This is a genomic window from Streptomyces sp. NBC_01267, assembly GCF_036241575.1.
Taxonomy (GTDB): Bacteria; Actinomycetota; Actinomycetes; order Streptomycetales; family Streptomycetaceae; genus Streptomyces.
The window spans coordinates 1,089,893-1,111,523 of sequence record NZ_CP108455.1 but is presented as its reverse complement, the minus strand read 5'-3'; the positions used below and the strand labels follow the sequence as shown (position 1 = coordinate 1,111,523).

Here is a 21,631-nt window from a genome sequence, read left to right as displayed (position 1 = left end):
TCACTGGTCCTTCCCGATCACGAGCCGCTGGAGTACGGCGACCACCACGGTCAGCACGAAGAGCGCGACCCCGATGGCGGAGGCGTAGCCCAGGTCGAAGTACTTGAAGCCCGCGTCGTAGAGCTGGAAGACGAGCGTGTAGCTGCCGTTGGCGGGTCCGCCGCCGGTCATCGTGTAGACCGCGTCGAACACCTGGAACGAGGCGGTCGTCTCGATGACGGCGAGGAAGAACAGCGCGGGCTTGAGCTGCGGCAGCACGATGTACCGGAACCGCTGCCAGGGACCCGCGCCGTCGGTGAGCGCCGCCTCCTCCAGCTCACGCGGAATGTCCTGCATCCGGGCGAGGAGGATCAGCATCCCGTAGCCGAAGCGGGACCAGATGCCGACGATCGCGAGCGCGGGAAGCACCAGGACGTCGTCGGAGAGCCAGGAACTCTGCGACATCCCCAGCCAGCCCACCATCGTGGACCACGGGCCGCCGGTGGAGAAGATCCACACGAACACGGTGGCGGCCAGCACCAGTGAGGTGACGACCGGCAGGAAGAACACCGAGCGGAAGAACTTGGCGCCGCGGAAGGCCCGCCGGGTGATCAGCGCCAGCGCGACCGAGGCGATCAGGGTGCCGGGCACCGCGATCACCGTGTAGAGCACCGTCACCTTCAGCGCCTGCCAGAACAGCGGGTCGGCCCAGAGGCGGGTGAAGTTGTCGACGCCGACGAAGTGGCCGCCGCCGGTGAGCGAGTAGTCGGTGAGGCTCATCAGCACACCGGCGACCCCGGGGCCGAACCGGAAGGCGAGGAAGAGCAGGAAGCACGGGAGGACGAAGAGCAGGCCGATCCGGGCCTCGCGGCGCGCCTGCGGCCCGCTGCGACGGCCCCGGCGGGTGGGTTCCGCGACGACTGCCACGGGGATCTCCTTGCGGTACGGGGGAATTGCGGTGGATGTGTGAGCCGGGACCCCGGCCGGGCCGGGCGCGGGTCACGCGGGTGGTGCGGACCGGGCGGGTGCCCGGCGGTGGTGCGGGCCCTCGGGCACGGGCGGGTGCCCGGCCGTGGTGCGGGCCCTCGGGCGGGGGGAGAGGTTCCGTCCCCGCCCGAGGCCGGTCCCGAGTCAGCGACCGAGCATCGCCTGGGCGGCCTTGGCCGCCGTGTCGAGCGCCGCCTGCGGGCTCTTCTTGCCCAGCAGCGCTGCCTGGATCTCCGGGGCGAGCACCCCCTGGACCTCACGGGACTTGTCCTGCAGCGGTCCCACGTCCATGCTCGGCAGGGTGGCGCCGACCGCCTTCTGCAGAGCGTCGCCGGGGTACAGGTCGCCGCCGGACTTCCGGGCCGGGAAGTACCCCGCGCCCTTCTCCAGGCCCGCCGCGTTCTTCGACTCGGCGACGAAGTTGAGCCAGTCGCCGGTGGCCTTCTTGTTGGCGCCCTTCAGCATGGAGAGGGCGCCCACGGTGCCGTAACCGACGGACCGGACGTCCTTCAGCGGCGGCTGGACGACGATGTTCTCCTTGCCCCAGAACGGCTCGACGTCCGCCGGGGTGTTCTGCCAGGTGCAGGCCACCTTGCCCTTGGCGACCGGCGTCTGTTCCAGCTTGGGCGTGGTGGTGACCAGGTCCCGGTCGGTGTAGCCGCCGTCGACGAGCGTCTTGAGGTACGACAGCGCCTTGACCCCGGCGGCGTCGTTGAACGTGATCTGCTTGCCGTCCTTCGAGAAGACGTCACCGCCCGCCTGCCAGAGCAGCGGGTAGAAGGTCATGTTCAGCGTCTGCTGGGTGTCACCGCTGTAACTGGTGGCGTAGTAGCCCTTCTTCTTCAGCTTCGGCGCCAGCGCGGCCAGATCGGCCCAGCTCGTCGGGTAGGTCTTCTCGCCGATGGCGGAGAACACCCGCTTGTCGCAGATCAGCGGGTTGGCACTGGTCAGCACCGGGGTGCCGAGCGCCTTGCCGTCCACCGTCACCGACTTCATCGCGAAGTCCGTGTAGTCCGCCCTGTCGGAGGCCGGGGTGTACTCGTCGGCCGGGACGATGTTCCTCGCGTACTTCGGCAACTGGTCGGGGATGAGATACACCGCGTCCGGGCCCTTGCCGGAGGCGATCGCGGTGGCCAGCGCGGTGTCACGGTTGGCCCACGGGAAGGTCTCGACCTTCACCTTGATCCCCGTGTGCTTCTTCTCGAACTCCTTGACCAGGCCGTCCCAGTAGGACTTGTTCTTGGCCTCGTCGAAGATGACCGGGTAGGTCCACATGGTGACGGTGTTGCCGTCGCCGCCACTGCCGCACCCGGCCAGCACTCCGGCGGCGAGCGCGGTGGCGAGGACGGGGGCGGCGACGGCACGCAGCCGGGAACGGCGCTTCAGGGCACGGGACATGAGGGAACACTCCGAGGACGTGAGGGCGGGCGGAAGAGGGGTCATGCGACCGGGACCGTCTGGACGGTGCCGGTGTGCCGGGCACGTTCGGCGGCGAACGCCGCGAGGTGACTGCCGAGCGAGGTCGCGGTGCCGGAGCGCACGGCCCCCGCGTCACCGGTCGCGACGGCCCGTACGAACGCCTCGATCAGCGCGTCGTCACCGCCGCCGTGCCCGTCGGCCGCGTTGGAACCGGACGTGCCGAGTTCGTGGACGGTGGACTCGCCGGTACGGAAGTCCTGGACGGTCACCCGCTCGCCGTCACCGGTCAGCCAGCCGTGCGAGCCGAAGATCCGGGTCTGCCGGTGGGTCTGCTCGGTGAACGCCACCATCTGGAAGGTCGCGGTCACCCCGCCCGCCAACTGCATGGCCAGCACCTGGTGGTCGACCACGTCGTTGTCGCTGCGGTACGCGCACACCCCGTACGGCCCCTCCCGCAGTGCCCGCACGAGCCCGGCCTCGTCGGTCGCCTCGGTGACATGGGTGACCGGCCAGACCGCGCCCTTCTCGCGCAGCGTCGGCATGTACAGCTTCAGCGCGCTGTACGGGCAGTTGTCCTCGACCGCGCAGTCCAGGCAGCGGTCGGCGGAGCCGGCCGGCGCGTTCTCCGGCCGGAAGTGCTTGAGTCCGCCGAAGCCGGTGACCTGTTCGATGCGCCCGCCCATGACGTACGAGATCCAGTCCAGGTCGTGGCAGGACTTGGCGAGCAGCATGGGGGACGAGTCGCTCTCGCGGCTCCACGGGCCGCGTACGTAACTGTGCGCGTAGTGCCACCAGCCGACCGGCTCCAGGTGGTCGATGGAGACCAGCTGCCCCAGCACCCCCGAGTCCACGACCTGCTTCACCAGATCGGTGTAGGGCGTGTACCGCATCACGTGACAGACCGCGAAGAGCACCCCGGCCCGTTCCACGCCCTCGACGATGGCCCGGGTCTCGTCCTCGGTCGGGGCGAGGGGCTTCTCGACGAGGATCGCGTACCCGGCCGCGGCGAGGGCCAGTACCGGCTCGACGTGATCGCGGTCCTGGGTGGTGACGATCACGGCGTCAGCGATGCGGTTCTCCGCGAGCGGGCGCCAGTCGTCGAACTGCACGGGCGCGCCCGCGGCGGCCCGCGCCGCGGGGCGCGGATCCGCGACCGCGACGAGTTCGGCGGCCTCGGGGTGGTTCTTGATCCACTCGGTGTACGTCAGGCCGCGGTTGCCGGCGCCGACGAGCGCGACCCGTACGGGCCGGCTGGTGATCGGAGTATGCGTGGACACGGGGGTTCCCTCGGTGCGGGTGGGGGTGGCTGGCGGAGGAGGAGCGTCAGAAGCGGAGCGTGGCCGCGGTGTGCGACACCCGGGCGCCCTCGTCCGGCAGGGCGGTGCGCTCGGTACCGTCCTCGACGCAGCCGGTGTGCAGCAGATGGCTGTCCGCGCCGGTGAAGGCCGCGGGGCGCAGTTCGAGCCGGCCGCCGGTGAAGGTGGAGCCGGTCGCCCGGTAGCGGTTGGCCCCCTCGGTCACCAGCAGATGGGCGGTGCCCTTGGGCGCGGTGGAGGTGACACCGTTCAGCTGCCAGTCGACGGTCCGCGCCGAGCCGGTACGGGAGAGCAGGGCGCCGTCCTTGTTGGTGCCGCCGACGCGGGCGCCGTCGACCCGCAGCAGCTGGTCCTTCGAGGACGTCAACTTCAGCCCGGTGTCGCGCAGTTCACCGCCGTCGACCGTGATGTCGGGGTGCGCGAGCGAGACGGGCGCCGCGTCCTCGGCGCCGGTGAGGGTGCACTGGTCCAGGACGAGCGGCCCGGTGCCGTTGAACACCGCGGCGCCGACCCCGTCGAGGACGGTCCGCTGGAGCGTGAGCGGTGCGCTCACGTTTCCCTGGGTGATCTCGGCGCCCGCGGCGAAGGAGAAGTTCGAGTCGGCGATCACATTGGGCCGCCCCGACAGCTTGGACGCCTGGGAGACGATCAGCGGTCCGCTGGCGGTGCATCCGCGTATCTGCACACCGTCGGCGTTCACCCAGAGCATCCCGGAGCCGTCCAGCGACTTCTTGCCGATGACCAGCATGTCCTCAAGGGTCAGATCGGTGACGTTGACCCGGGCCACGAACCAGGAGCAGGCGTGCCGCCGTACGGTGATCCGCTTGGCCGCGCCGCCCCAGGCCGCCCCGGAGTTGGCGAACGTCATCAGTCCGGAGTTGCCGGTGTAGACGAGGTCGTGCTCGAACTGCCCGTGGGTGACGAAGGGGCCCTGGTCGTCACCGTCGCCGTGGCAGTTGGTGACGTAGCAGTAGGCCGACGCCGTGAAGTCGTTGAGATGGCGGGCGTTGGAGGTGTGACAGTCCTCGACGTGCCCGTACAGGCAGTAGATCTGCTGGGTCAGATAGCCCGCGCCGCCGTACGTGACGTCCTTGGGGTTGGTCAGCGAGCACTGCTCGGTGCGGTAGTAGGTGCACCAGCGGCGCATGATCACCGGCCAGAAGGTGCCGGTGGCCTCGATCCCGGAGACGTCGCAGCGCACCGCGTACTCGTAGCTCACCGGGTGCGAGCCGGTCATCTCGTCGTCGCCCCAGCCCTCGAACACCAGGTTGCGGACGTGGGCGCGGTCGACGGGCTCGATGCGGGTCCAGGTGAGGGTGCGGCCCGCGGCCAGGTCCCAGCCGATCTGGTAGTTGACCCGGATGTGCGTGGCGTCGACGACGTCGGTGACCTGGACGAGCCGCTGGATCTCCTTCTCGTACGTCCCCGACAGGGCGTTGACCTCCACGGCCCACCACTGGCCGACGGCGAACTTCCCGGAGTCGCCGACCTCGAAGAGATCCGAGAGGTCCGGCATGTCCGCACCCAGCTTGTGGGTGACGGTGGTGGTGGTGACGGTGCCGCGGAAGGAGAGGACGGCGCCGAAGGGGTTGTCGTGGGTGTTTTTCTCGATGCCGGTGGTGGTGATGTGGTGTCCGCCGAAGTCGAGTTCGATGTTCGAGCGGTTCCAGAGGTGGCGTTTTTGGAAGTGGAGGTCGGTGTGGGCTTCGATGCGGTGGACGGTGGGGTCGTCGATCATCGCGTCGAGTGCGGTGTCGGCGGGGTGGGTGGTGTCGAAGTGTCCGAAGGTGCGGAAGTCGAGTACGCCGGTGTGGAGTTGGTGCCAGCGTCCCTTGCCGGGTTTGTTGCCGGGGTTTTTGTTGCCGGGGTTTTCGGGGGTGATGACGGTGCCGCCGTTGTGCGGGGCGGTGGAGTTCTTGTTCCAGCGCAGGGCCATGGCTCCGCCGTCGCCGGCCCGGTGGTAGCCGGCGAGGAGGAGTTGCGTTCCGTCGCTGAGGGTTTTGGTGTTCAGGGCGCGCAGGTCGTCGACGGTGTCGGCGTGCAGGACACCCGTACCACTGGTGGTGGGTGCGGCCTGCGCGGTACCGGTGGTGACGGCCGAACCGGCCACGACCAGACCGGCCAGACCAGAAACCCGCAGCAGGCTGCGGCGCCCGGTGTTCGCGGGCTGTTCGGTGGTGCGGTGATGCGGAACGCTCATGACGGACTTCGCCTTCCGAGAAGTGCCGGGAATGAGGGAGCGTTCCTGCGGTGGACTGCCATGAGGCGGATGGCTGAAAAAGGGGCCGGCCGTGGGGTGTTCGCAGCGCGGTGGGCAGGCGCCGGAAGCGGGCCGGAAGGGATGAAACACCGGTGACCTGGAGATGTCACCCTGGTTGGCAGGGAACATACGGCGGGTCCTGCGGATCGGTCAAGACCTGATCGCGCCGGAGGTTTCGTCACCGGGGTGCGGTTGTTCGCCGTCCCAGCCCAGCGCCCGGCTGATCCGATGGGCCGCGTCACGCACCTGACCTCCCAGTTCCTGGTAACGCCAGGCGGGCAGACCGAGCTTGAGACCGGTGATGCTGACCGCGCCCGCGCAGACCCCCTGGTCGTCGAGGACCGGCGAACCGATGCAGATGATGCCCTCGGCGTCCTCCTCGTCGTCGACCGCGTAGCCGACCCTGGCGATGTCGCGCAGATGCGACAGGAAGGTCGCGGGGTCGGTGATGGTGCGTGCCGTACGGCGGGGCAGCCCGAACCGTTCGACGATCGAGGCGGCCTCGGTCTGCGGCAGCGCCGAGAGCAGCGCCTTGCCCAGTCCGGTGCAGTGCGGCAGCTCGCGCTGACCCATCCGCAGATCGAGCCGGACCCGCTGGTCGAGCTCGACCTGGTCCACCACGACGGCGTGGCCGTCCTCGGGCAGGGCCAGCCGGGACGCCATGCCGGTGGTCCGGGTCAGCTCCCGCAGCACCGGCTGGGCGACCCCGCGCAGGGACACCTGGGAGCGGGCCCGGTCACCGAGCCGCGCCAGGCTCATGCCCAGCCGGTAGCGGCGGTTCATCCCCTCGCCGTCGTCCGAGACCAGTCCGTACGCACGGAGGGTCTGGAGCATGCCGAAGGCCGCGCTCTTGGAGATGCCGCAGGTCTGGCCGACCTCGGTGACGCTCATGCCGCTTCCGGGCGCGGGGGCGGCGAGCGCTTCGAGGATGTCCGCTGCCCTGGCCACGCTCTTGACCCAGTACTTCGGTTCTTCTGGGGCGGAACTGTTCGTCATAGCAGAACAGCCTAGTCGCTCAAGGGGGGTTGACTGCCGTGTTCGCCCGGACGTAACATCCAGCATCTGTTCTGCTCTACAGAACAGCGTTCTGAAAATGCTGAACAGCACCACCACTCAGCCACCACGCACCACCTCTTCCTGCGGCGACTGCCGGGCGGATGGCGCCAGGGACTCACGGGCCGGGCAGGGCCTGTGAAAACCGACGACTCTCGACGCAAGGAGCAAGCACCATGGGTTCAGGCCCGGTAAGCACCACCTCCGGAGCCCGGCTCGCCGAACGCGCCCGCCAGGTCGTGCCCGGCGGCGTGAACAGCGGCCAGCGCAGCGTGCCCGGACTGACGGACCTCGTCGTCACCGGAACCGACGGCGCACGCTTCCGTACCGCGGACGGACGGGAGTACACCGACTTCCACTCGGCCTTCGGCCCGCCCCTGCTCGGCCACAACGACCCGGACGTGGCCCGCGCCACCGCCGAGGCCGGAGCCACCCTCGGCCACATGGGCGTCGGCGTCACCGAGGGCGAGGTCCTCCTCGCCGAGCAGCTCACCGAACTGATCCCGTCCGTCGAGAAGGTCCTGCTGACCAGCACCGGCAGCGAGGCCACCTTCCACGCCCTGCGCGTCTCCCGGGCCGCCACCGGCCGCCGTCTGGTCGTCAAGTTCCAGGGCTGCTACCACGGTTGGCACGACTCGGTCAGTCTCAACGTCATCTCCGCGCCGGAGAAGGTCGGCGGCCACGACCCGATCTCCACCGGCATCCTCCCCGAGGTGCTCGAAGCCACCCTCGTCCTGCCGTTCAACGACAGCGAGGCCGTCCGCCGCACCTTCGCCGAGCACGGCCAGGACATCGCCGCCGTCATCGTCGAGCCCGTCCCGCACAACGTCGGGGCGCTCCTGCCGTACCAGGAGTTCCTCACCACGCTGCGCGAGGAGACCACGAAGGCCGGCGCCGTCCTGATCTTCGACGAGGTCATCACCGGCTTCCGGCACGACATCGGCGGCTGGCAGAAGATCTCCGGCGTCACCCCCGACCTCACCACCCTGGGCAAGGCCATCGCCAACGGCGCCCCGGTCGGCGCCATCGGCGGCCGGGCCGACCTGATGGACCTCTTCTCCACCCGCCCCGGCGCCCCGGCCTTCTTCGCCGGTACGTACAACGGTCACCCGTCCGTCGTCGCCGCCGCCCTCGCCACCCTGCGCAAGCTCCGCGAGGAGCCGGTCCACGCACACGTGTTCCGTCTCGGCGACCGGGTCCGTACCGAACTGACCGCACTGTACGAGCGGCTCGGCGTCCCGGCCGTGGTCACCGGCTACGGCTCGGTCTTCGTCAGCTACTTCATGCCGGGCGAGACCCCCCGCACCTACGCCGACCTGCTGCACAACGACGCCTCGCTGTTCGTCGGCTACCGCCGCAAGCTCCTGGACCACGGACTGTTCGAGCTGCCGCTCAACCTCAAGCGCAGCCACATCAGTTACGCGCACACCGACGCGGACGTGGACCGTCTGATCGAGGGCACCGAAGCCGCCGTCCGGGCCGTGCTCGCCGAAGGCGGCGCCCGCGACCTGGAGAACACCTCGACCATGGGCGGAGCCGTCAGCTGATGCTCACCGTCAACCGCACCCGCCCGGCCGGTCCCGCAGGACGGATCAGCCGCGTCGAGACCCTGATGCTCGGCACCTCCTGGCGCGACTTCGGCTACGTCCGGGTCCACACCGACGAGGGCCTCACCGGCATCGGTGAGATCACCCACCCCTACCGGGTGCGTGAGGTCTGCGCCCTCACCGAATCGCTCGCCGGGCGCCATCTCATCGGCGCCGACCCCTTCGACATCGAGGAGCTGTGGCTCCGCGTCTACCAGGGCGACTTCCTGCGCGGCGGTGACATGGGCGGCATCGCCCTGTCCGGCCTCGACCAGGCGATGTACGACCTGATGGGCAAGGCGCTCGGGGTCCCCGCCTACCGGCTGACCGGGGGCGCCTGCCGGGACAGGGTCCGGATCTACGCCAACGGCTGGTACACCGGCGAACGCGAGCCGGAGATCTTCGCCGCGAAGGCGAAGGAGACCGTCGCCAAGGGCTTCACCGCCCTCAAGTTCGACCCGTTCGGCCCCGGGCTGCACGAGCTGGAGCGCGCCGAACTGCGCCGCTCCGTCGAGCTGGTGGCCGCGGTGCGCGACGCCATCGGACCGGACGTCGACCTCTTCATCGAGGGCCACGCCCGCTTCGCCATGCCGACCGCCGCCCGGCTGGTCCGCGAGCTGGAGCCGTTCGACATCGGCTGGTTCGAGGAGCCGATGCCCTGGACACACATCGAGCGGTACGCGGAGCTGCGGCAGCGCGCCGCGTTCCCGATCTCCGGCGGCGAGCACTTCCACAACCGCTACGAGTACAAGCAGCTCTTCGCGACCCACGCCGTCGACATCATCCAGCCCGACCTGTCGATGGCCGGCGGCTTCACCGAGGTCCGCAAACTGGCCGCCATCGCCGACACCCACGGCATGCTGGTCGCCCCGCACAACTCCAACTCGCCGCTGTGCACCACCGTCTCCGTCCACGCGGCGCTCGGCATCCCCAACCTCAAGATCCTCGAAACCTTCGACGGGCTCCTGGAGCCGTACGTCTTCGACGCCCTGCAGGGCACCCTGCCGATCACCGACGGGCACATCGGCCTGCCGACCGCCCCCGGCCTCGGCGTCGAACTCGTCGACGAGGTCTTCGAGGAACACCCGCCCAGCCACCGGTTCTGGAACATGTTCGCGGACGGCTGGGAGAAGCGGAACCGCACATGATCGTCGACGTCCACTCCCATCTCTTCCGGCACAGCCACGACTTCACCGACCCCTTCAAGTCCGACTCGGCCCGTGCCCACGCGGGCGAGGTCGACCTGACGGTCACGTGGGAGGAGTACGCGGCCACCGCGCCCGAGGGCACCCGTACGGTCGTCGTCGGCGGCAAGGCCCGCCGCAGCGGCCTGTGGGTCGACGACGCGGCGGTCGCCTCGTACGTCGCACGCCGCCCGGACCGGCTCATCGGCTACCTCTCGATCGACCCCACCCAGCCCGGCTGGCAGGACGAACTCCGCTACGGCCACCAGGAGCTGGGCCTGCGCGGCATCAAACTGATGCCGATGTACGCCGGGTTCGACCCGGCAGCTCAGGAGTACGACGAGCTGTACGGCTACGCGGAACGGCACGGGCTGCCGCTCCTCGTCCACACCGGCACCACCTTCGTCTCCACGGCCCCGCTCGAATGGGCCATGCCCCGCCATCTGGACGCGGTCGCCATCCGCCACCCCGAACTGCGGATGGTCCTCGCCCACCTCGGGCATCCCTTCGAGGGCGAGTGCATCGCCGTCATCCGCAAGCACCCGCACGTGTACGCGGACATCAGCGCCCTGCACTACCGGCCCTTCCAGCTCTGGCACAGCCTCCGGCTGGTCCAGGACTACGGGGTCTGGGACAAGCTGATGTTCGGCAGCGACTACCCCTTCACCACGGTGGACGACTCGATCGCGGGGCTGCGCGAGATCGCCCGTATCCCCGGTATCCCGGGACTGCCGCCGCTGGACGCGGACGCCGTGGAAGAGGTCATCCACCGGCAGTCGCTCGGTCTCCTGGGACTGGACGGCTGACCGGGCCGGGACCCCCGGACCCCACCGGGCTCCGATCCCGCCGGGCCTCCCGCCGGGCTTCTGGTCCCGTCGGCCTTCCGACTCCGCCGGGCTTCCGATCCCGCCAGGCCCTCGATCACGTGGGCCCCTGAACCTGCCGGGCGGCGGACAGCCGGAGAATCCCCCTCTCCTGTTGTCCCCTCTCCCGGCAGCCGGGCCGCCGCGCACCCCGCCCCCCGGTGTGGCGCGGCGGCCCACCTCTCGTACCACTTCCTCCGAAGGAACCCCGCCATGACCGCAGCTGTCCCGCCCCGCGGCACCGACCGTTTCGATCTCACCGGCCGCACCGCGGTCGTCACCGGAGCCGCTCGTGGCCTGGGCCGGTCCTTCGCCGTCGGCCTCGCCGAGGCCGGCGCCGACGTGGTGCTGGTGGATCTGCCGGGCGCGGACGGCATCGGTACGACCGCGGCGGCCGTCGAGTCCTTGGGGCGGCGCGCCTGGACCTACGGGCAGGACCTCGCGGAGACCGGCGAACTGGCCGCGTTCGTCGACGCCGTACGGGCCGAGGCCGGGCCGCTGCACATCCTCGTCAACAACGCGGGCACCGCCGCCCTGGAACGCTTCAACGAGATCACCCCCGCCAGCTGGTCCCGCGTCATGAGGGTCAACGTCGACGCGGTCTTCTTCCTCACCCAGCGCATCGCCGAGCACATGACCGCCGACGGGGTGGCCGGCCGCATCATCACCATCACCTCGAAGAACGCCCTGGTGGCCGAGGCCGGGCTGGCCCACTACAACGCGTCGAAGGCCGCCGCCCAACTGCTCACCGAGACCCTGGCGGTCGAGCTGGCCCCGTACGGCATCACCGCCAACACCCTCGCGCCCGGCATGGTCGAGACCCCCATCGACGGAGAGTTCCCCTTCGACCGGGAGGCGTTCGAGGCCGCGTACCGCGAGCGGATTCCGCTCGGGCGGTACGCGCAGCCCGACGAGTGCGTGGGCGCGCTGCTGCTGCTGGCCTCGGACGCCGGGGCGTACCTCACCGGTGCCCGCATCGTGGTCGACGGGGGAGTGCTCGCCGATCAGATGCCGCGCATGCGATTCATGCCGCCGTACCGCAACACCCTCTGATTCATCCTGACTTCATCGAGAGCGCGAGGAGCACCTCCGTCATGTCAGCCATGGATTCATCACGCCGTCATCTGCTGCGGGTTTCTGGTCTGGCCGGTCTGGTCGTGGCCGGTTCGGCCGTCACCACCGGTACCGCGCAGGCCGCACCCACCACCAGTGGTACGGGTGTCCTGCACGCCGACACCGTCGACGACCTGCGCGCCCTGAACACCAAAACCCTCAGCGACGGAACGCAACTCCTCCTCGCCGGCTACCACCGGGCCGGCGACGGCGGAGCCATGGCCCTGCGCTGGAACAAGAACTCCACCGCCCCGCACAACGGCGGCACCGTCATCACCCCCACCGGAAAAAACCCCGGCAACAACGACAAGACCCCTACCAAGGGACGCTGGCACCAACTCCACACCGGAACACTCGACTTCCGCACCTTCGGACACTTCGACACCACCCACCCCGCCGACACCGCACTCGACGCGATGATCGACGACCCCACCGTCCACCGCATCGAAGCCCACACCGACCTCCACTTCCAAAAACGCCACCTCTGGAACCGCTCGAACATCGAACTCGACTTCGGCGGACACCACATCACCACCACCGGCATCGAGAAGAACACCCACGACAACCCCTTCGGCGCCGTCCTCTCCTTCCGCGGCACCGTCACCACCACCACCACCGTCACGTACGCCCTCCCGGGCAAGGTCATCGAACTCACCGACAACTTCCCGGTCCCCGACGCCAAGGCCTTCACCGTCGGCCAGTGGTGGGCCGTGCAGGTGGCCCCGGTCGAGGGCGGCGGCGGGGACGAGCGGGAGCTCCAGAAGCTCGTCGAGATCACCGAGATCATCGACGCCACCCACGTGCGGGTCGGCTACCTCAACGGCTGGGAACTCGCCGCGGGCCGCACCCTCACCTGGACCCGCGTCGAGCCGGTGCGCGACACCCATGTCCGCAACATGCTCTTCGAGGGCGCGGGCGACGACGAGTACACCGGCTCGCACCCGGTCAGTTACGAGTACGCCGTCGGCTGCGACGTCTCGGGCATCCACGCCACCGGCACGTTCTGGCCGGTGATCATGCGGCGCTGGTGCACCCGCTTCCGTACCGAGGAGTGTTCGCTGAAGAACCCGCCCACCGTGATGTACGGCGGCGCGGGCTATCTCACCCAGCAGATCTACTGCCTCTACGGCCGGGTCGCCGACTGCACCACCAGCAATGTCCGCCACCTCAACGACCTCACCGCCTCCGCCTACTGCACGGTGGTCAACTGCCACGGCGACGGCGACGACGAGGGTGGCAACCCCTTCACCACGCACGGCCAGTACGAGCACGATCTGCTCTTCGACGGCAATTCCGGGCTCATGGACATCGCCAACTCCGGCGCCCAGTGGGGAATATCCGCCAAGCGGATCACGGTACGCAGACATGTCTGCTCCTGGTTCACCGCCAACACCAAGATCACCGATCTGACCCTTGAGGACGTCACGGTCATCGCCCGTCCGACGTTCGACCAGGCGGGCACCCTCACCGTCAACGCCGACGGCGCCCAGGTGCGTGGCTGCACCGCGAAGACCTTCGCGGTCGCTCAGCGCTCCGCGCGCTCCACCCGTCCCACGGTCATCAGTGACTGCTCGTTCGAGCCGCCCGCCGAAGCGGTCCTCGTACAGACTCCGGTCACCGCGCCGGTCCACTTCGTCCGCTGCACCTTCACCGGGCTCGACGGAGCCGTCCTGCGCGGCGCCGGCCCGGTGCACTTCACGGACTGCACGCTCACCGGCGCGGACGGCGCCGCCCCGCTCTCCGTGGGCTCGGCCGACCTGCGGATCGACGGAGGTACGTACACGGACACCGGCATCGAGCTGAGCGCCGCACGTGACCAGCGCATCACGGTCACCGGCGGTGCCCGCCTCACCGGCACCAACAAGGCCGGGGCCCTGCTCGGCCGGACCGCGGGCAGCGGCACCGTCATCTGGGACCTCTCGGCGGTCAGCAGCACTACCAGCGGCGCCGGCACCGCCCATGTACGGATCCAGGACGGCACCAACCACTACGCGGCGACGGGGTGCCGCTTCACCGGCGGCACGCTGCATCTGCTCCCCGCCGCCCTCGATTCCGCTCTGCACACCTCCTGTGTGGAGCAGGGCACCCGTCGCACCGCCATGCCGGCGAACGGCGGCACGGCACGCACGGATGGAAACCTGACCCTGTGACCACGACATTCCGGACGGCCACCGCCGCCGACGAACCCGCCCTGTTCGCGCTCTGGGACCAGTGCTTCGCCGCCTCGCACCTCCCGGACCTCTACACCATGGACGCCGACCGGCACCGGCGTACCTTCGTCGCGGAGACGGACGGCGGGATCGACGCGGTCGTCGTGTACGTGCCACGGCTGATCCGTGACGCGCACGGCACCCCGCAACGGGTCGGCGGCATCGGCAGCGTCGCCACCCGGCCCGAGGCCCGGGGGCAGGGCCTGGTGCGCCGGCTCCTCGTCGAGGCCGAACAGGTCATGAGGGCGGACGGCTGCGCCTGGTCGCTGCTGTTCACCGGCACCCCGGGGGTCTACCGGGGCTCGGGATGGCAGGAGTTCCGCAGGACCTACGCGGAGGGCACCATCGCTCCGGCTACCACTGCCGCCGCACCCCGGTTCCGGATCCGGCCGGCGCTCCCCGAGGACCTGCCCGCGGTGGCCTCACTGCACGCGGTGTACAACGCGACCCGGCCCCTCACCTCCGTACGCACCCCCGAGGACTGGGCTGTCCGCGTCCCCGCCTGGTACGGAAGGGACACCCACGCGCTGATCGCCGAGGACCCCGTGTCCGGCGACCCTGTCGGGTGGATCGTCGCCCGGTACGTCGCCCAGCGGGACGCGGCGGCGGCACCGGCCGTGGCGGTGACGGAGTGCGCGCTCGCCGCCGACCCCGGAGAGGCGCTCGGCGAACTGCTCGCCGCGGTCGGCGACCGGGCCCGCGCGGACGGACTGACCGTCGCCCGCGTGCGGCTGCCCGACACCCCCGACAGCCGGGCCGCGCTGCCCCGGCTGCTCAGCGACGCGCGGACGCACGAGGAGTGGGTGGGCATGACCCGTCCCCTCACGGGCGCGCCCGAAGCGATCCGCGAAACGGTCACGGCGGCCGGAGCGACGTACTGGTACGGCGATTCGTTCTGACCCCGGGGGGCCTGCCGGACCGGCGAGGACAGCCGGGTCGGGCAGGCCCCATCAGACCGGACGGGCCCTCGTCGGGGTCAGACCCCGGCCGCGCGCGCTGCCGCGTACACCTCGGCGGCCACGTCCGTCAGCTCCTGCGCGTCCCGCATGGTGCCCTGGAGGTCGAGCAGGAACTCGCTCGCCACCCCCACCTCCGCGTGGGCCGCGAGGTCCTCGACGATCTGCTCCGTGCTGCCCTGGAACGGCTTGCGGTCGTCGCCGTCGTACGGCTTGGCGCTGTGGCTCGCGTTGAGGCGCACCGTCACGGCGAGCGGACGCTCCCGGCCCCGCTCGGCCGCCAGGTCCTGCACCTTCCGCCAGTCATCGGCCAGTTGGGCCGGGCCCATGGCGACCGGTATCCAGCCGTCCGCGCGATCGACCAGCCGCCGCGTCGCACGCGGACCGCTGGCCGGCAGATGGACCGGGATCGGCCTGGCCGGTTTGGGTCCGACCACCGAGGGCGCGATGGTCGTGAACTCCCCTTCGTACGACACCGGGTCGGGGCCCCACACCGCCTGGAACACATCCAGCAGCTCGTCCAGGAACGCCCCGCGCTTGGCGAACGGGGCCACCGAGGCCGCCGCGTACTCGTCGCTCGACCAGCCCGTGCCGATCCCCGCCACCACCCGGCCGCCGCTTGCCGCGTCGATCGAGGCGAGTGAACGGGCCAGTTGGAAGGGCACATGCAGCGGTGCGACCAGCACACTCGTGCCCAGCCGGGCGCGTCCGGTCGCCGCGGCAGCCAGTGTCAGGGTCACCAACGGGTCGGCCACCGAGCGGTAGTGGTCCGGCCAGGGCAGTCCCGGTATGCCGTACAGACCCTGTGTCGCGGGCTCCGGGAAGAGGATCCGCTCGAACACCCACAGGGATTCGTAGCCGGTCTCTTCGGCGGCGCGGGCGACTGCGGGCACGTCACGGCCGATGGCGTACTGCTTCATCTGGGGCAGTCCGAGACCGAGCGGGATCGCCATTCGTGTGCTCCTTCGTCGCGAGAGGTTGCTGCAGGGGAGTGAGCAGGCACCGGCCGACCAGGCCGGCGTCCGCGTCCATCCTCTCCGTGAACTCTCCGGCCAGCACCGGAAGTTCCCGCAGCTCCCAGAGAATCCTGGCCGCCGACCAGGCGGCGTCGCGGGCCCGCTCCGGACTCCACGAGCCGATCAGATGGGTGAGCGGGTCGACGATCTCCAGCAGACCGGGCCCCGGCAGCAGCTCCTCGCGGATCCGCTCCTCCAGCAGCACGAGCGTCTCGCCCACCCGGTCGAAGTCCCCTTCCAGGTCGTCCGGTCCGCAGTCGAGCAGGCGGCAGGTGTCGACGACGGCCAGCGCCAGGTCGTGCCCCATGTGGGCGTTGAGCCCGGCGAGCGCGAACTGCACCGGGCGTACACCGGGGTGGTGCCGGTACTGGAAGAGCGGGCGCCAGCAGGCGGGCGGCCGGCGCCCGTCGGCCACCGCGTCGACCGCCGCCAGATACCGCCCGGCGAACACCACGTCGAGCGTCCACGCACCGCGCGGATCGGTGAACGTCGGCTGCCCGCCGCGCCGCCGCCATCCGCGCTGGTTTGTGCCGTGCTGGTGTCCGACGCTCTCCTGGGCGGTTGTCAGACACCTCCGGTACATCCCGTCGAAGACCGCGACACCGTCAGCAGGAGGCCACGACGCACCGACCGCCCGCATCCGTGCCGACAGCCGGTCGACCGACAGTCCGTCGACCGACAGTCCGTCGACCGACAGTCCGTCGACCGGCGGTCCGCTGCGGGCCGAGCGGGCTGCGAAGTGTTCCGTCTGCGCCATGGAGGCAGCCTGGCACCCGGCACTCCCGCCGGACGCGGTCAGCACCGGACTTCCTCAGAACGAGGGAGGCGGCGGACCGCCCCGGTGGACTTCGCGGGTCCTCCGGCCCTGCCGGGACAGGCGCGCGGCAGCGCCGCACGCCCGCAGCCGGCACGATCACTCGTCTGCCCCCTCGTACCGGATTGGTCGGCAGCCGGCCGTTCGGATATTAATGAGTCCTTCTGATCGTCGACGTGGCGGATGAGCCGCGTGCCCTTCGACCTGCGTCCGGACCCGCTTCGACCTACGAGCGGGCCGGTTCGCACGCGTGGCGGTCGGTGGGTAGGGACGATGCGGCTCCGCCTGTGCGAAGCGAGCGAGGAACTGGAGAGTGGCCATGGCGGGCTTCGGGTGGAAGCTGCACGGTGACGGCAAGCACCTGGGGCCGGGAGAGGTGGTCAAGCCGGGGGAGCGGCTGACCTGGGGCCGCACGATCGGGCTCGGCGCCCAGCACGTGGTGTCCATGATCGGTGCGTGTTTCGTCGCGCCGGTCCTCATGGGCCTCGACCCCAGTCTGGCTCTCATGGCCTCCGGCGTGGCCACCGCGATCTTCCTGCTGGCGACGCGGGGACGCGTGCCGAGCTACCTCGGCTCCTCCCTCTCGTTCGTGGGGGTCTCCGCCGTCATCGCGGGGCAGGGCGGGGACGCCGGGACCCTGACGGGCGCGATGTTCGTCGTCGGCGCCTGCCTGGCGGGCTGCGGCATCGCGGTGCAGGTGGTCGGGGCGCGGATCATCCATGCCGTGCTGCCACCGCCCGTGACGGGCGCGGTCGTCATGCTCATCGGCTTCAACCTGGCGCCGGTCACCGCGTCCACGTACTGGCCGCAGGACCAGTGGACCGCGCTGGCCACCATGCTCTTCACCGGCCTGGCCCTCGTGGTGCTGCGCGGTTTCTGGTCCCGGATCGCCATTTTCCTCGGCTTGCTGCTGGGCTACGTACTGTCCTGGGTCCTCGACCGTACGACGGGGAAGATCCATTCCCCGGACGGTTCGGGCCGGACGGTCGATCACTGGCGCATCAACTTCTCCGACGTGGCCCATGCCGACTGGATCGGCCTCCCGCACGTCCACGCGCCGAACTTCTCGGGTGCGGCCATCCTGGTCGCGCTGCCGGTGCTGGTGGCGCTGATCGCGGAGAACGCCGGACACGTGAAGGCCGTCGGTGAGATGACCGGTGACCCGCTGGACGACAAGATGGGCGCCGCGATCATCGCGGACGGCGCGGCGAGCATGCTGTCCACCGGGTTCGGCGGACCGGCCACCACGACGTACGCGGAGAACATCGGCGTCATGGCGGCGACGAAGGTCTACTCCACGGCGGCGTACTGGGCAGCCGCCTGCTTCGCCCTGCTGTTCGGCTTCTGCCCGAAGATCGGCGCGCTGGTCGCCGCCATCCCGGGCGGCGTACTGGGCGGAATCACCGTGATCCTCTACGGCATGATCGGCCTGCTGGGCGCCCAGATCTGGATCCGCAACAAGGTCGACTTCTCCCAGCCGCTGAACCTGGTCCCCGCCGCGGCCGGGGTCGTCATCGGCGTGGGTGACGTCTCGCTGAAGATCACCGACAACTTCGTCCTCAGCGGTATCTCCCTGGGCACCATCACCGTACTGACCGGCTACCACGCCCTGCGCTGGCTCTCGAAGACGGCCGGTACGCCGCAGCCGCCGCTGCTGGACGGCGGGACCGCGGGCTACGGCGACGGCACGGAGCGGACCGAGTAGGGCCGGTGCCGAACGCGGGGTGTCGGCGCCGCGGTCGGTCAGCCGCGTGTTCCGACAGCCCCGCGCGCAGCCGTGGCGACATCAAGCTCCGGCCGGCGTCCGCCCCGGACACCCCGGTCCTCCTGCGGGGGCAACCTCCGGGACGCCGTGCCGATGGGGCAGAACTCTGCCCGTAAGCAAGGGACTTCGGCCGCCCGGGGCCCGAATGTCCGCTCCCCGGCAGGCTCCTGACGGCGAGTCGTACGAGTCACCCCGTTGCGCGCGAATCGTTCCCCGGCGCTGCGCGGCCTCGCCTTCGATGACGCACCCTCGCTGGTCGACCCCGCCTTCGATGACGCGCCCCTGCCGGTCGGATCCACGGGTCCGGTGAGGCGGTCAGGATCCCATCCGTGAATCGTGCGCTGGGCATTGTCAGCCGGAGCAGGCGCCTCTACGCTCGCACGGTCTCGCTTATGAACTCAGTTCATATATCTGATGGGAGCGTTCCAATGAACGGAAGATCCCGCCGACGTCTGGGTGCCCTGATCGCCGCCGCGGCCACCGTCGCCGCCGTGCTCGTCCCGGCCGCGTCCTCCGCTGCGGCCCCGCGGCACAGCCCCACGCCGAAGGTTCCCCGGACGTCCGTGATCGACGGCAAACGGCTCCAGCAGGCCCGGATCCGTCTCGACCACGGCGACCCGGCACTCCGTAAGTCGCTCAAGCAGCTGACCGCGACGGCGGACAGCTGGCTCGGACAGGGGCCGTGGACGGTCGTCGACAAGCCGAAGCCCGCGCCCGGCGGGGATCCGCACGACTACCTGAGCCAGGCGCCCTACTGGTGGCCCTCCCAGCCGAAGACCGCCGACAACCCCTGGGGCTGCCCGTACGTCCAGCGCGACGGCGAACGCAACCCCGAGGTCGACACCGGGACCGACCGCCCGGACGTCGGCAAGGTGATGAACTCCGTCACCTCCCTCAGCCTGGCCTGGTACTACACGGGCAGGAAGGCGTACGCGGAGCACGCCGCCGAGATCCTGCGCACCTGGTTCGTCGACCCGGCTACCCGGATGAATCCGAACCTGGACCACGGGCAGTTCATCCCCTGCAAGTACGACGGCAGGGCGATCGGAATCATCGACTTCTCCCAGCAGTACACGAGCGTCGTCGACGCCGTCGCGCTCCTCGACACCGGTGCGCCCGGCTGGACGAGGAGTGACAGCGCAGGCATGTCCGCCTGGAACAAGGACTTCCTGGGCTGGCTGGTCGACTCCGACTTCGGCAAGCAGGAGTCGGCGGCCGAGAACAACCACGGCACCTTCATGGACATGCAGGTCGCCGGACTGGCACTGGCCACCGGTGACCGGGCGCTCGCACGCAAGGTCGTCCTCGACTCCCGTACCAGGCGGATCGACGCCCAGATAGCGGGCGACGGCACCCAGCCGCAGGAGCTCGCGCGGACCCGCAGCTGGCACTACTCCACCTTCGACCTGGTCGCCTACACCCGGCTCGCGGCCATCGGCAAGCAGGTCGGGGTGGACCTCTGGGGCTACCGGGGTCCGCAGGGGCAGAGCCTGTTCAAGGCGGTCGACCTGCTGCTGCCCGCCGCCACGGGCAAGGCCGACTGGCCCTACCCGGAGCTGGAGTTCTACCGGTACGCCGCGAGCGACATCGTGCACGCCGCCGCCGACGCCGGGGACGCCGAGGCCCGCGCCGCGCTGCCGGAACTCCAGGCGCCGCCCGGCGGGGACCTGTGGGCGCTGCGCCCGGCGGCCGAGCAGCTGGACTCGATCGCGGGCTGAACCCGCAGGGACGTACTTCTGCGACGGGTGCGGCAGGAGCCCCGGGGGTCCTGCCGCACCCGCCGACCGGTTCAGCTCAGTGGCCCGGGAACCTCCGCGCCCGTGGAATCCGCCTTCGCCGCCACCCGGCCCGCCGAGCGCAGCACACCGCCGCCCAGCACCAGCCCGAAGGCGAGCACCGTCACCAGGACGAACGACCCCACCAGGGAGGTGGCGTTGGCGATCCCGCCGATCGCCGACGGTGCGACGAGTCCCGAGGTGTACGTGATGGTGGCGACGCCCGCGATGGCCTGGCTCGGGTTGGGGCCGCTGCGTCCGGCGGCGGCGAACGCCAGCGGAACGACGACCGCGACCCCGAGACCGATCAGTGCGAACCCCGCAATCACTATCGGGGGGTTGGGCGCCAGGACCACCAGCAGACCGCCGAGCGTCGCCAGCACCCCGCCCGCGCGCACCGTGCGTACCGCGCCGAACCGGTCGACGACCCGGTCCCCGGCGAGCCGGGCCACCGCCATGGTGAGGGCGAGTGCGGTGGTGGAACCGGCGGCCAGTCCCGCCGAGGTGTTCAGGGTGTCCCGCAGGAAGACCGCGGACCAGTCGAGACTCGCGCCCTCCGCGAAGACCGCGCAGAAGCCGACCGCGCCGATGATCAGCGCCGACCTGGGCGGCAGGGCGAACCGTGGCGGCGACGGCTCCTCGTGGGTACTGCGCAGATCGAGTACGCCCTGGCAGGCGGCGAACCCCAGCACGGTCAGCACCACGGCCGCGATGCAGTGGTGGAGCCTGGCATCGGCGCCCAGGTGCGCCGCGAAGGTCCCCGCGGCCGACCCGATCAGCGCACCCGCGCTCCACATGCCGTGCAGCCCGGACATGATCGACCGGCCGAGCCGGTTCTCGGTCTCGACGCCGAGGGCGTTCATCGCCACGTCCGACGTGCCCGCCATGGCGCCGTAGACGAAGAGCACCGCGCAGAGGGTGAGCAGATTGGGTGCGAACGCGGGCAGCGCCAGCGCGAGGGTCCACAGGGCGAGCAGCCCGCGCAGCGCGTTGCGTGCACCGAAGCGGTGGCTGATGGCCCCGGACACCGGCATCAGCAGGGACGAGCCGATCGCGGGGAAGGCCAGCGCGAGGCCGAGCTGTCCCGCGCTCGCCCCGATGTGGTCCTGGATCCACGGGATCCGGGTGGCGAAGCTGCCGGTCACCGCGCCGTGCACGCAGAACACCGCGGCCAGGGCGTACCGAGCCCGTTTCAAGCGTTGCGGACTGAAGCCCGTGTCCCCGGCCATGCGCCCTCCCCGAGCGTCGTATCCCTGGTGTTTCCGCGGCATCGGGGAGCGGGCCCCGAACGCGCACCGTAAACTATCAGGGAACCTGCCTGATAAATAGATCTGG

At 70.6% G+C, this 21,631-nt stretch carries 16 protein-coding genes; 8 read left to right on the top strand and 8 right to left on the bottom strand.

What is annotated here, in order from left to right; all coding sequences use genetic code 11:
- The 5 genes from OG709_RS05150 to OG709_RS05130 form a co-directional block, all read right to left on the bottom strand.
- Complete coding sequence (locus tag OG709_RS05150) at positions 1-906, bottom strand: carbohydrate ABC transporter permease (protein WP_250303614.1); 906 nt, start codon at positions 904-906, stop codon at positions 1-3.
- A gap of 204 nt (positions 907-1,110) precedes the next feature.
- Complete coding sequence (locus OG709_RS05145) at positions 1,111-2,364, bottom strand: ABC transporter substrate-binding protein (protein WP_326695225.1); 1,254 nt, start codon at positions 2,362-2,364, stop codon at positions 1,111-1,113.
- Between the two features lie 41 nt (positions 2,365-2,405).
- Positions 2,406-3,662, bottom strand: a complete 1,257-nt coding sequence (locus OG709_RS05140; protein WP_329165017.1) for a Gfo/Idh/MocA family protein — start codon at positions 3,660-3,662, stop codon at positions 2,406-2,408.
- A gap of 46 nt (positions 3,663-3,708) precedes the next feature.
- A complete protein-coding gene (locus tag OG709_RS05135; RefSeq protein WP_329165016.1) occupies positions 3,709-5,901 on the bottom strand; it encodes a peptidase C14 in 2,193 nt (730 codons plus the stop codon).
- Between the two features lie 210 nt (positions 5,902-6,111).
- Positions 6,112-6,957, bottom strand: coding sequence for an IclR family transcriptional regulator (locus OG709_RS05130; protein WP_329165014.1), 846 nt, complete (start codon positions 6,955-6,957; stop codon positions 6,112-6,114).
- 233 nt (positions 6,958-7,190) lie between these two features.
- Between OG709_RS05130 and OG709_RS05125 the strand changes: the two genes are divergently transcribed.
- The 6 genes from OG709_RS05125 (at position 7,191) to OG709_RS05100 (ending at position 14,869) form a co-directional block, all read left to right on the top strand.
- Positions 7,191-8,561, top strand: a complete 1,371-nt coding sequence (locus tag OG709_RS05125) for an aspartate aminotransferase family protein (RefSeq protein WP_250303647.1) — start codon at positions 7,191-7,193, stop codon at positions 8,559-8,561.
- Positions 8,561-9,748: a mandelate racemase/muconate lactonizing enzyme family protein gene (locus tag OG709_RS05120; protein WP_250303648.1), complete on the top strand. Its 1,188-nt coding sequence runs from the start codon at positions 8,561-8,563 to the stop codon at positions 9,746-9,748. Before OG709_RS05125 ends, OG709_RS05120 begins: the two co-directional genes overlap by 1 nt.
- Positions 9,745-10,590 (top strand): amidohydrolase family protein, encoded by an 846-nt coding sequence (locus OG709_RS05115; RefSeq protein ID WP_250303649.1) that lies wholly within the window; start codon positions 9,745-9,747, stop codon positions 10,588-10,590. The genes OG709_RS05120 and OG709_RS05115 overlap by 4 nt, the downstream gene beginning before the upstream one ends.
- A gap of 270 nt (positions 10,591-10,860) precedes the next feature.
- A complete protein-coding gene (locus OG709_RS05110; protein WP_250303650.1) occupies positions 10,861-11,700 on the top strand; it encodes an SDR family NAD(P)-dependent oxidoreductase in 840 nt (279 codons plus the stop codon).
- A gap of 41 nt (positions 11,701-11,741) precedes the next feature.
- Positions 11,742-13,910, top strand: a complete 2,169-nt coding sequence (locus OG709_RS05105) for a peptidase C14 (protein ID WP_329165008.1) — start codon at positions 11,742-11,744, stop codon at positions 13,908-13,910.
- Positions 13,907-14,869, top strand: a complete 963-nt coding sequence (locus OG709_RS05100) for a GNAT family N-acetyltransferase (RefSeq protein ID WP_329165006.1) — start codon at positions 13,907-13,909, stop codon at positions 14,867-14,869. The genes OG709_RS05105 and OG709_RS05100 overlap by 4 nt, the downstream gene beginning before the upstream one ends.
- Positions 14,870-14,946: 77 nt before the next feature.
- On the opposite strand, the gene OG709_RS05095 is transcribed toward OG709_RS05100, so the two are convergent.
- Positions 14,947-15,879 carry an LLM class F420-dependent oxidoreductase gene (locus OG709_RS05095; RefSeq protein WP_250306491.1) on the bottom strand — a complete coding sequence of 311 codons (933 nt, stop codon included), beginning with the start codon at positions 15,877-15,879 and terminating at the stop codon, positions 14,947-14,949.
- The gene (locus tag OG709_RS05090; protein ID WP_329165002.1) at positions 15,821-16,699 is read right to left on the bottom strand and encodes a DUF5995 family protein; all 879 of its coding nucleotides are present in this window, start codon (positions 16,697-16,699) and stop codon (positions 15,821-15,823) included. Before OG709_RS05090 ends, OG709_RS05095 begins: the two co-directional genes overlap by 59 nt.
- A 376-nt stretch (positions 16,700-17,075) precedes the next feature.
- On the opposite strand from OG709_RS05090, the gene OG709_RS05085 reads away from it, so the two are divergent.
- Together OG709_RS05085 and OG709_RS05080 are read left to right on the top strand one after the other, a co-directional pair.
- Positions 17,076-18,461, top strand: coding sequence for a uracil-xanthine permease family protein (locus OG709_RS05085; protein ID WP_250306492.1), 1,386 nt, complete (start codon positions 17,076-17,078; stop codon positions 18,459-18,461).
- Positions 18,462-18,949: 488 nt separating this feature from the next.
- Complete coding sequence (locus OG709_RS05080) at positions 18,950-20,239, top strand: alginate lyase family protein (RefSeq protein WP_266644039.1); 1,290 nt, start codon at positions 18,950-18,952, stop codon at positions 20,237-20,239.
- 71 nt (positions 20,240-20,310) lie between these two features.
- Here the strand turns inward: OG709_RS05080 and OG709_RS05075 are convergent, their stop codons facing one another.
- Positions 20,311-21,525, bottom strand: coding sequence for an MFS transporter (locus OG709_RS05075; RefSeq protein ID WP_329164997.1), 1,215 nt, complete (start codon positions 21,523-21,525; stop codon positions 20,311-20,313).
- Between the last annotated feature and the right edge of the window lie 106 nt (positions 21,526-21,631).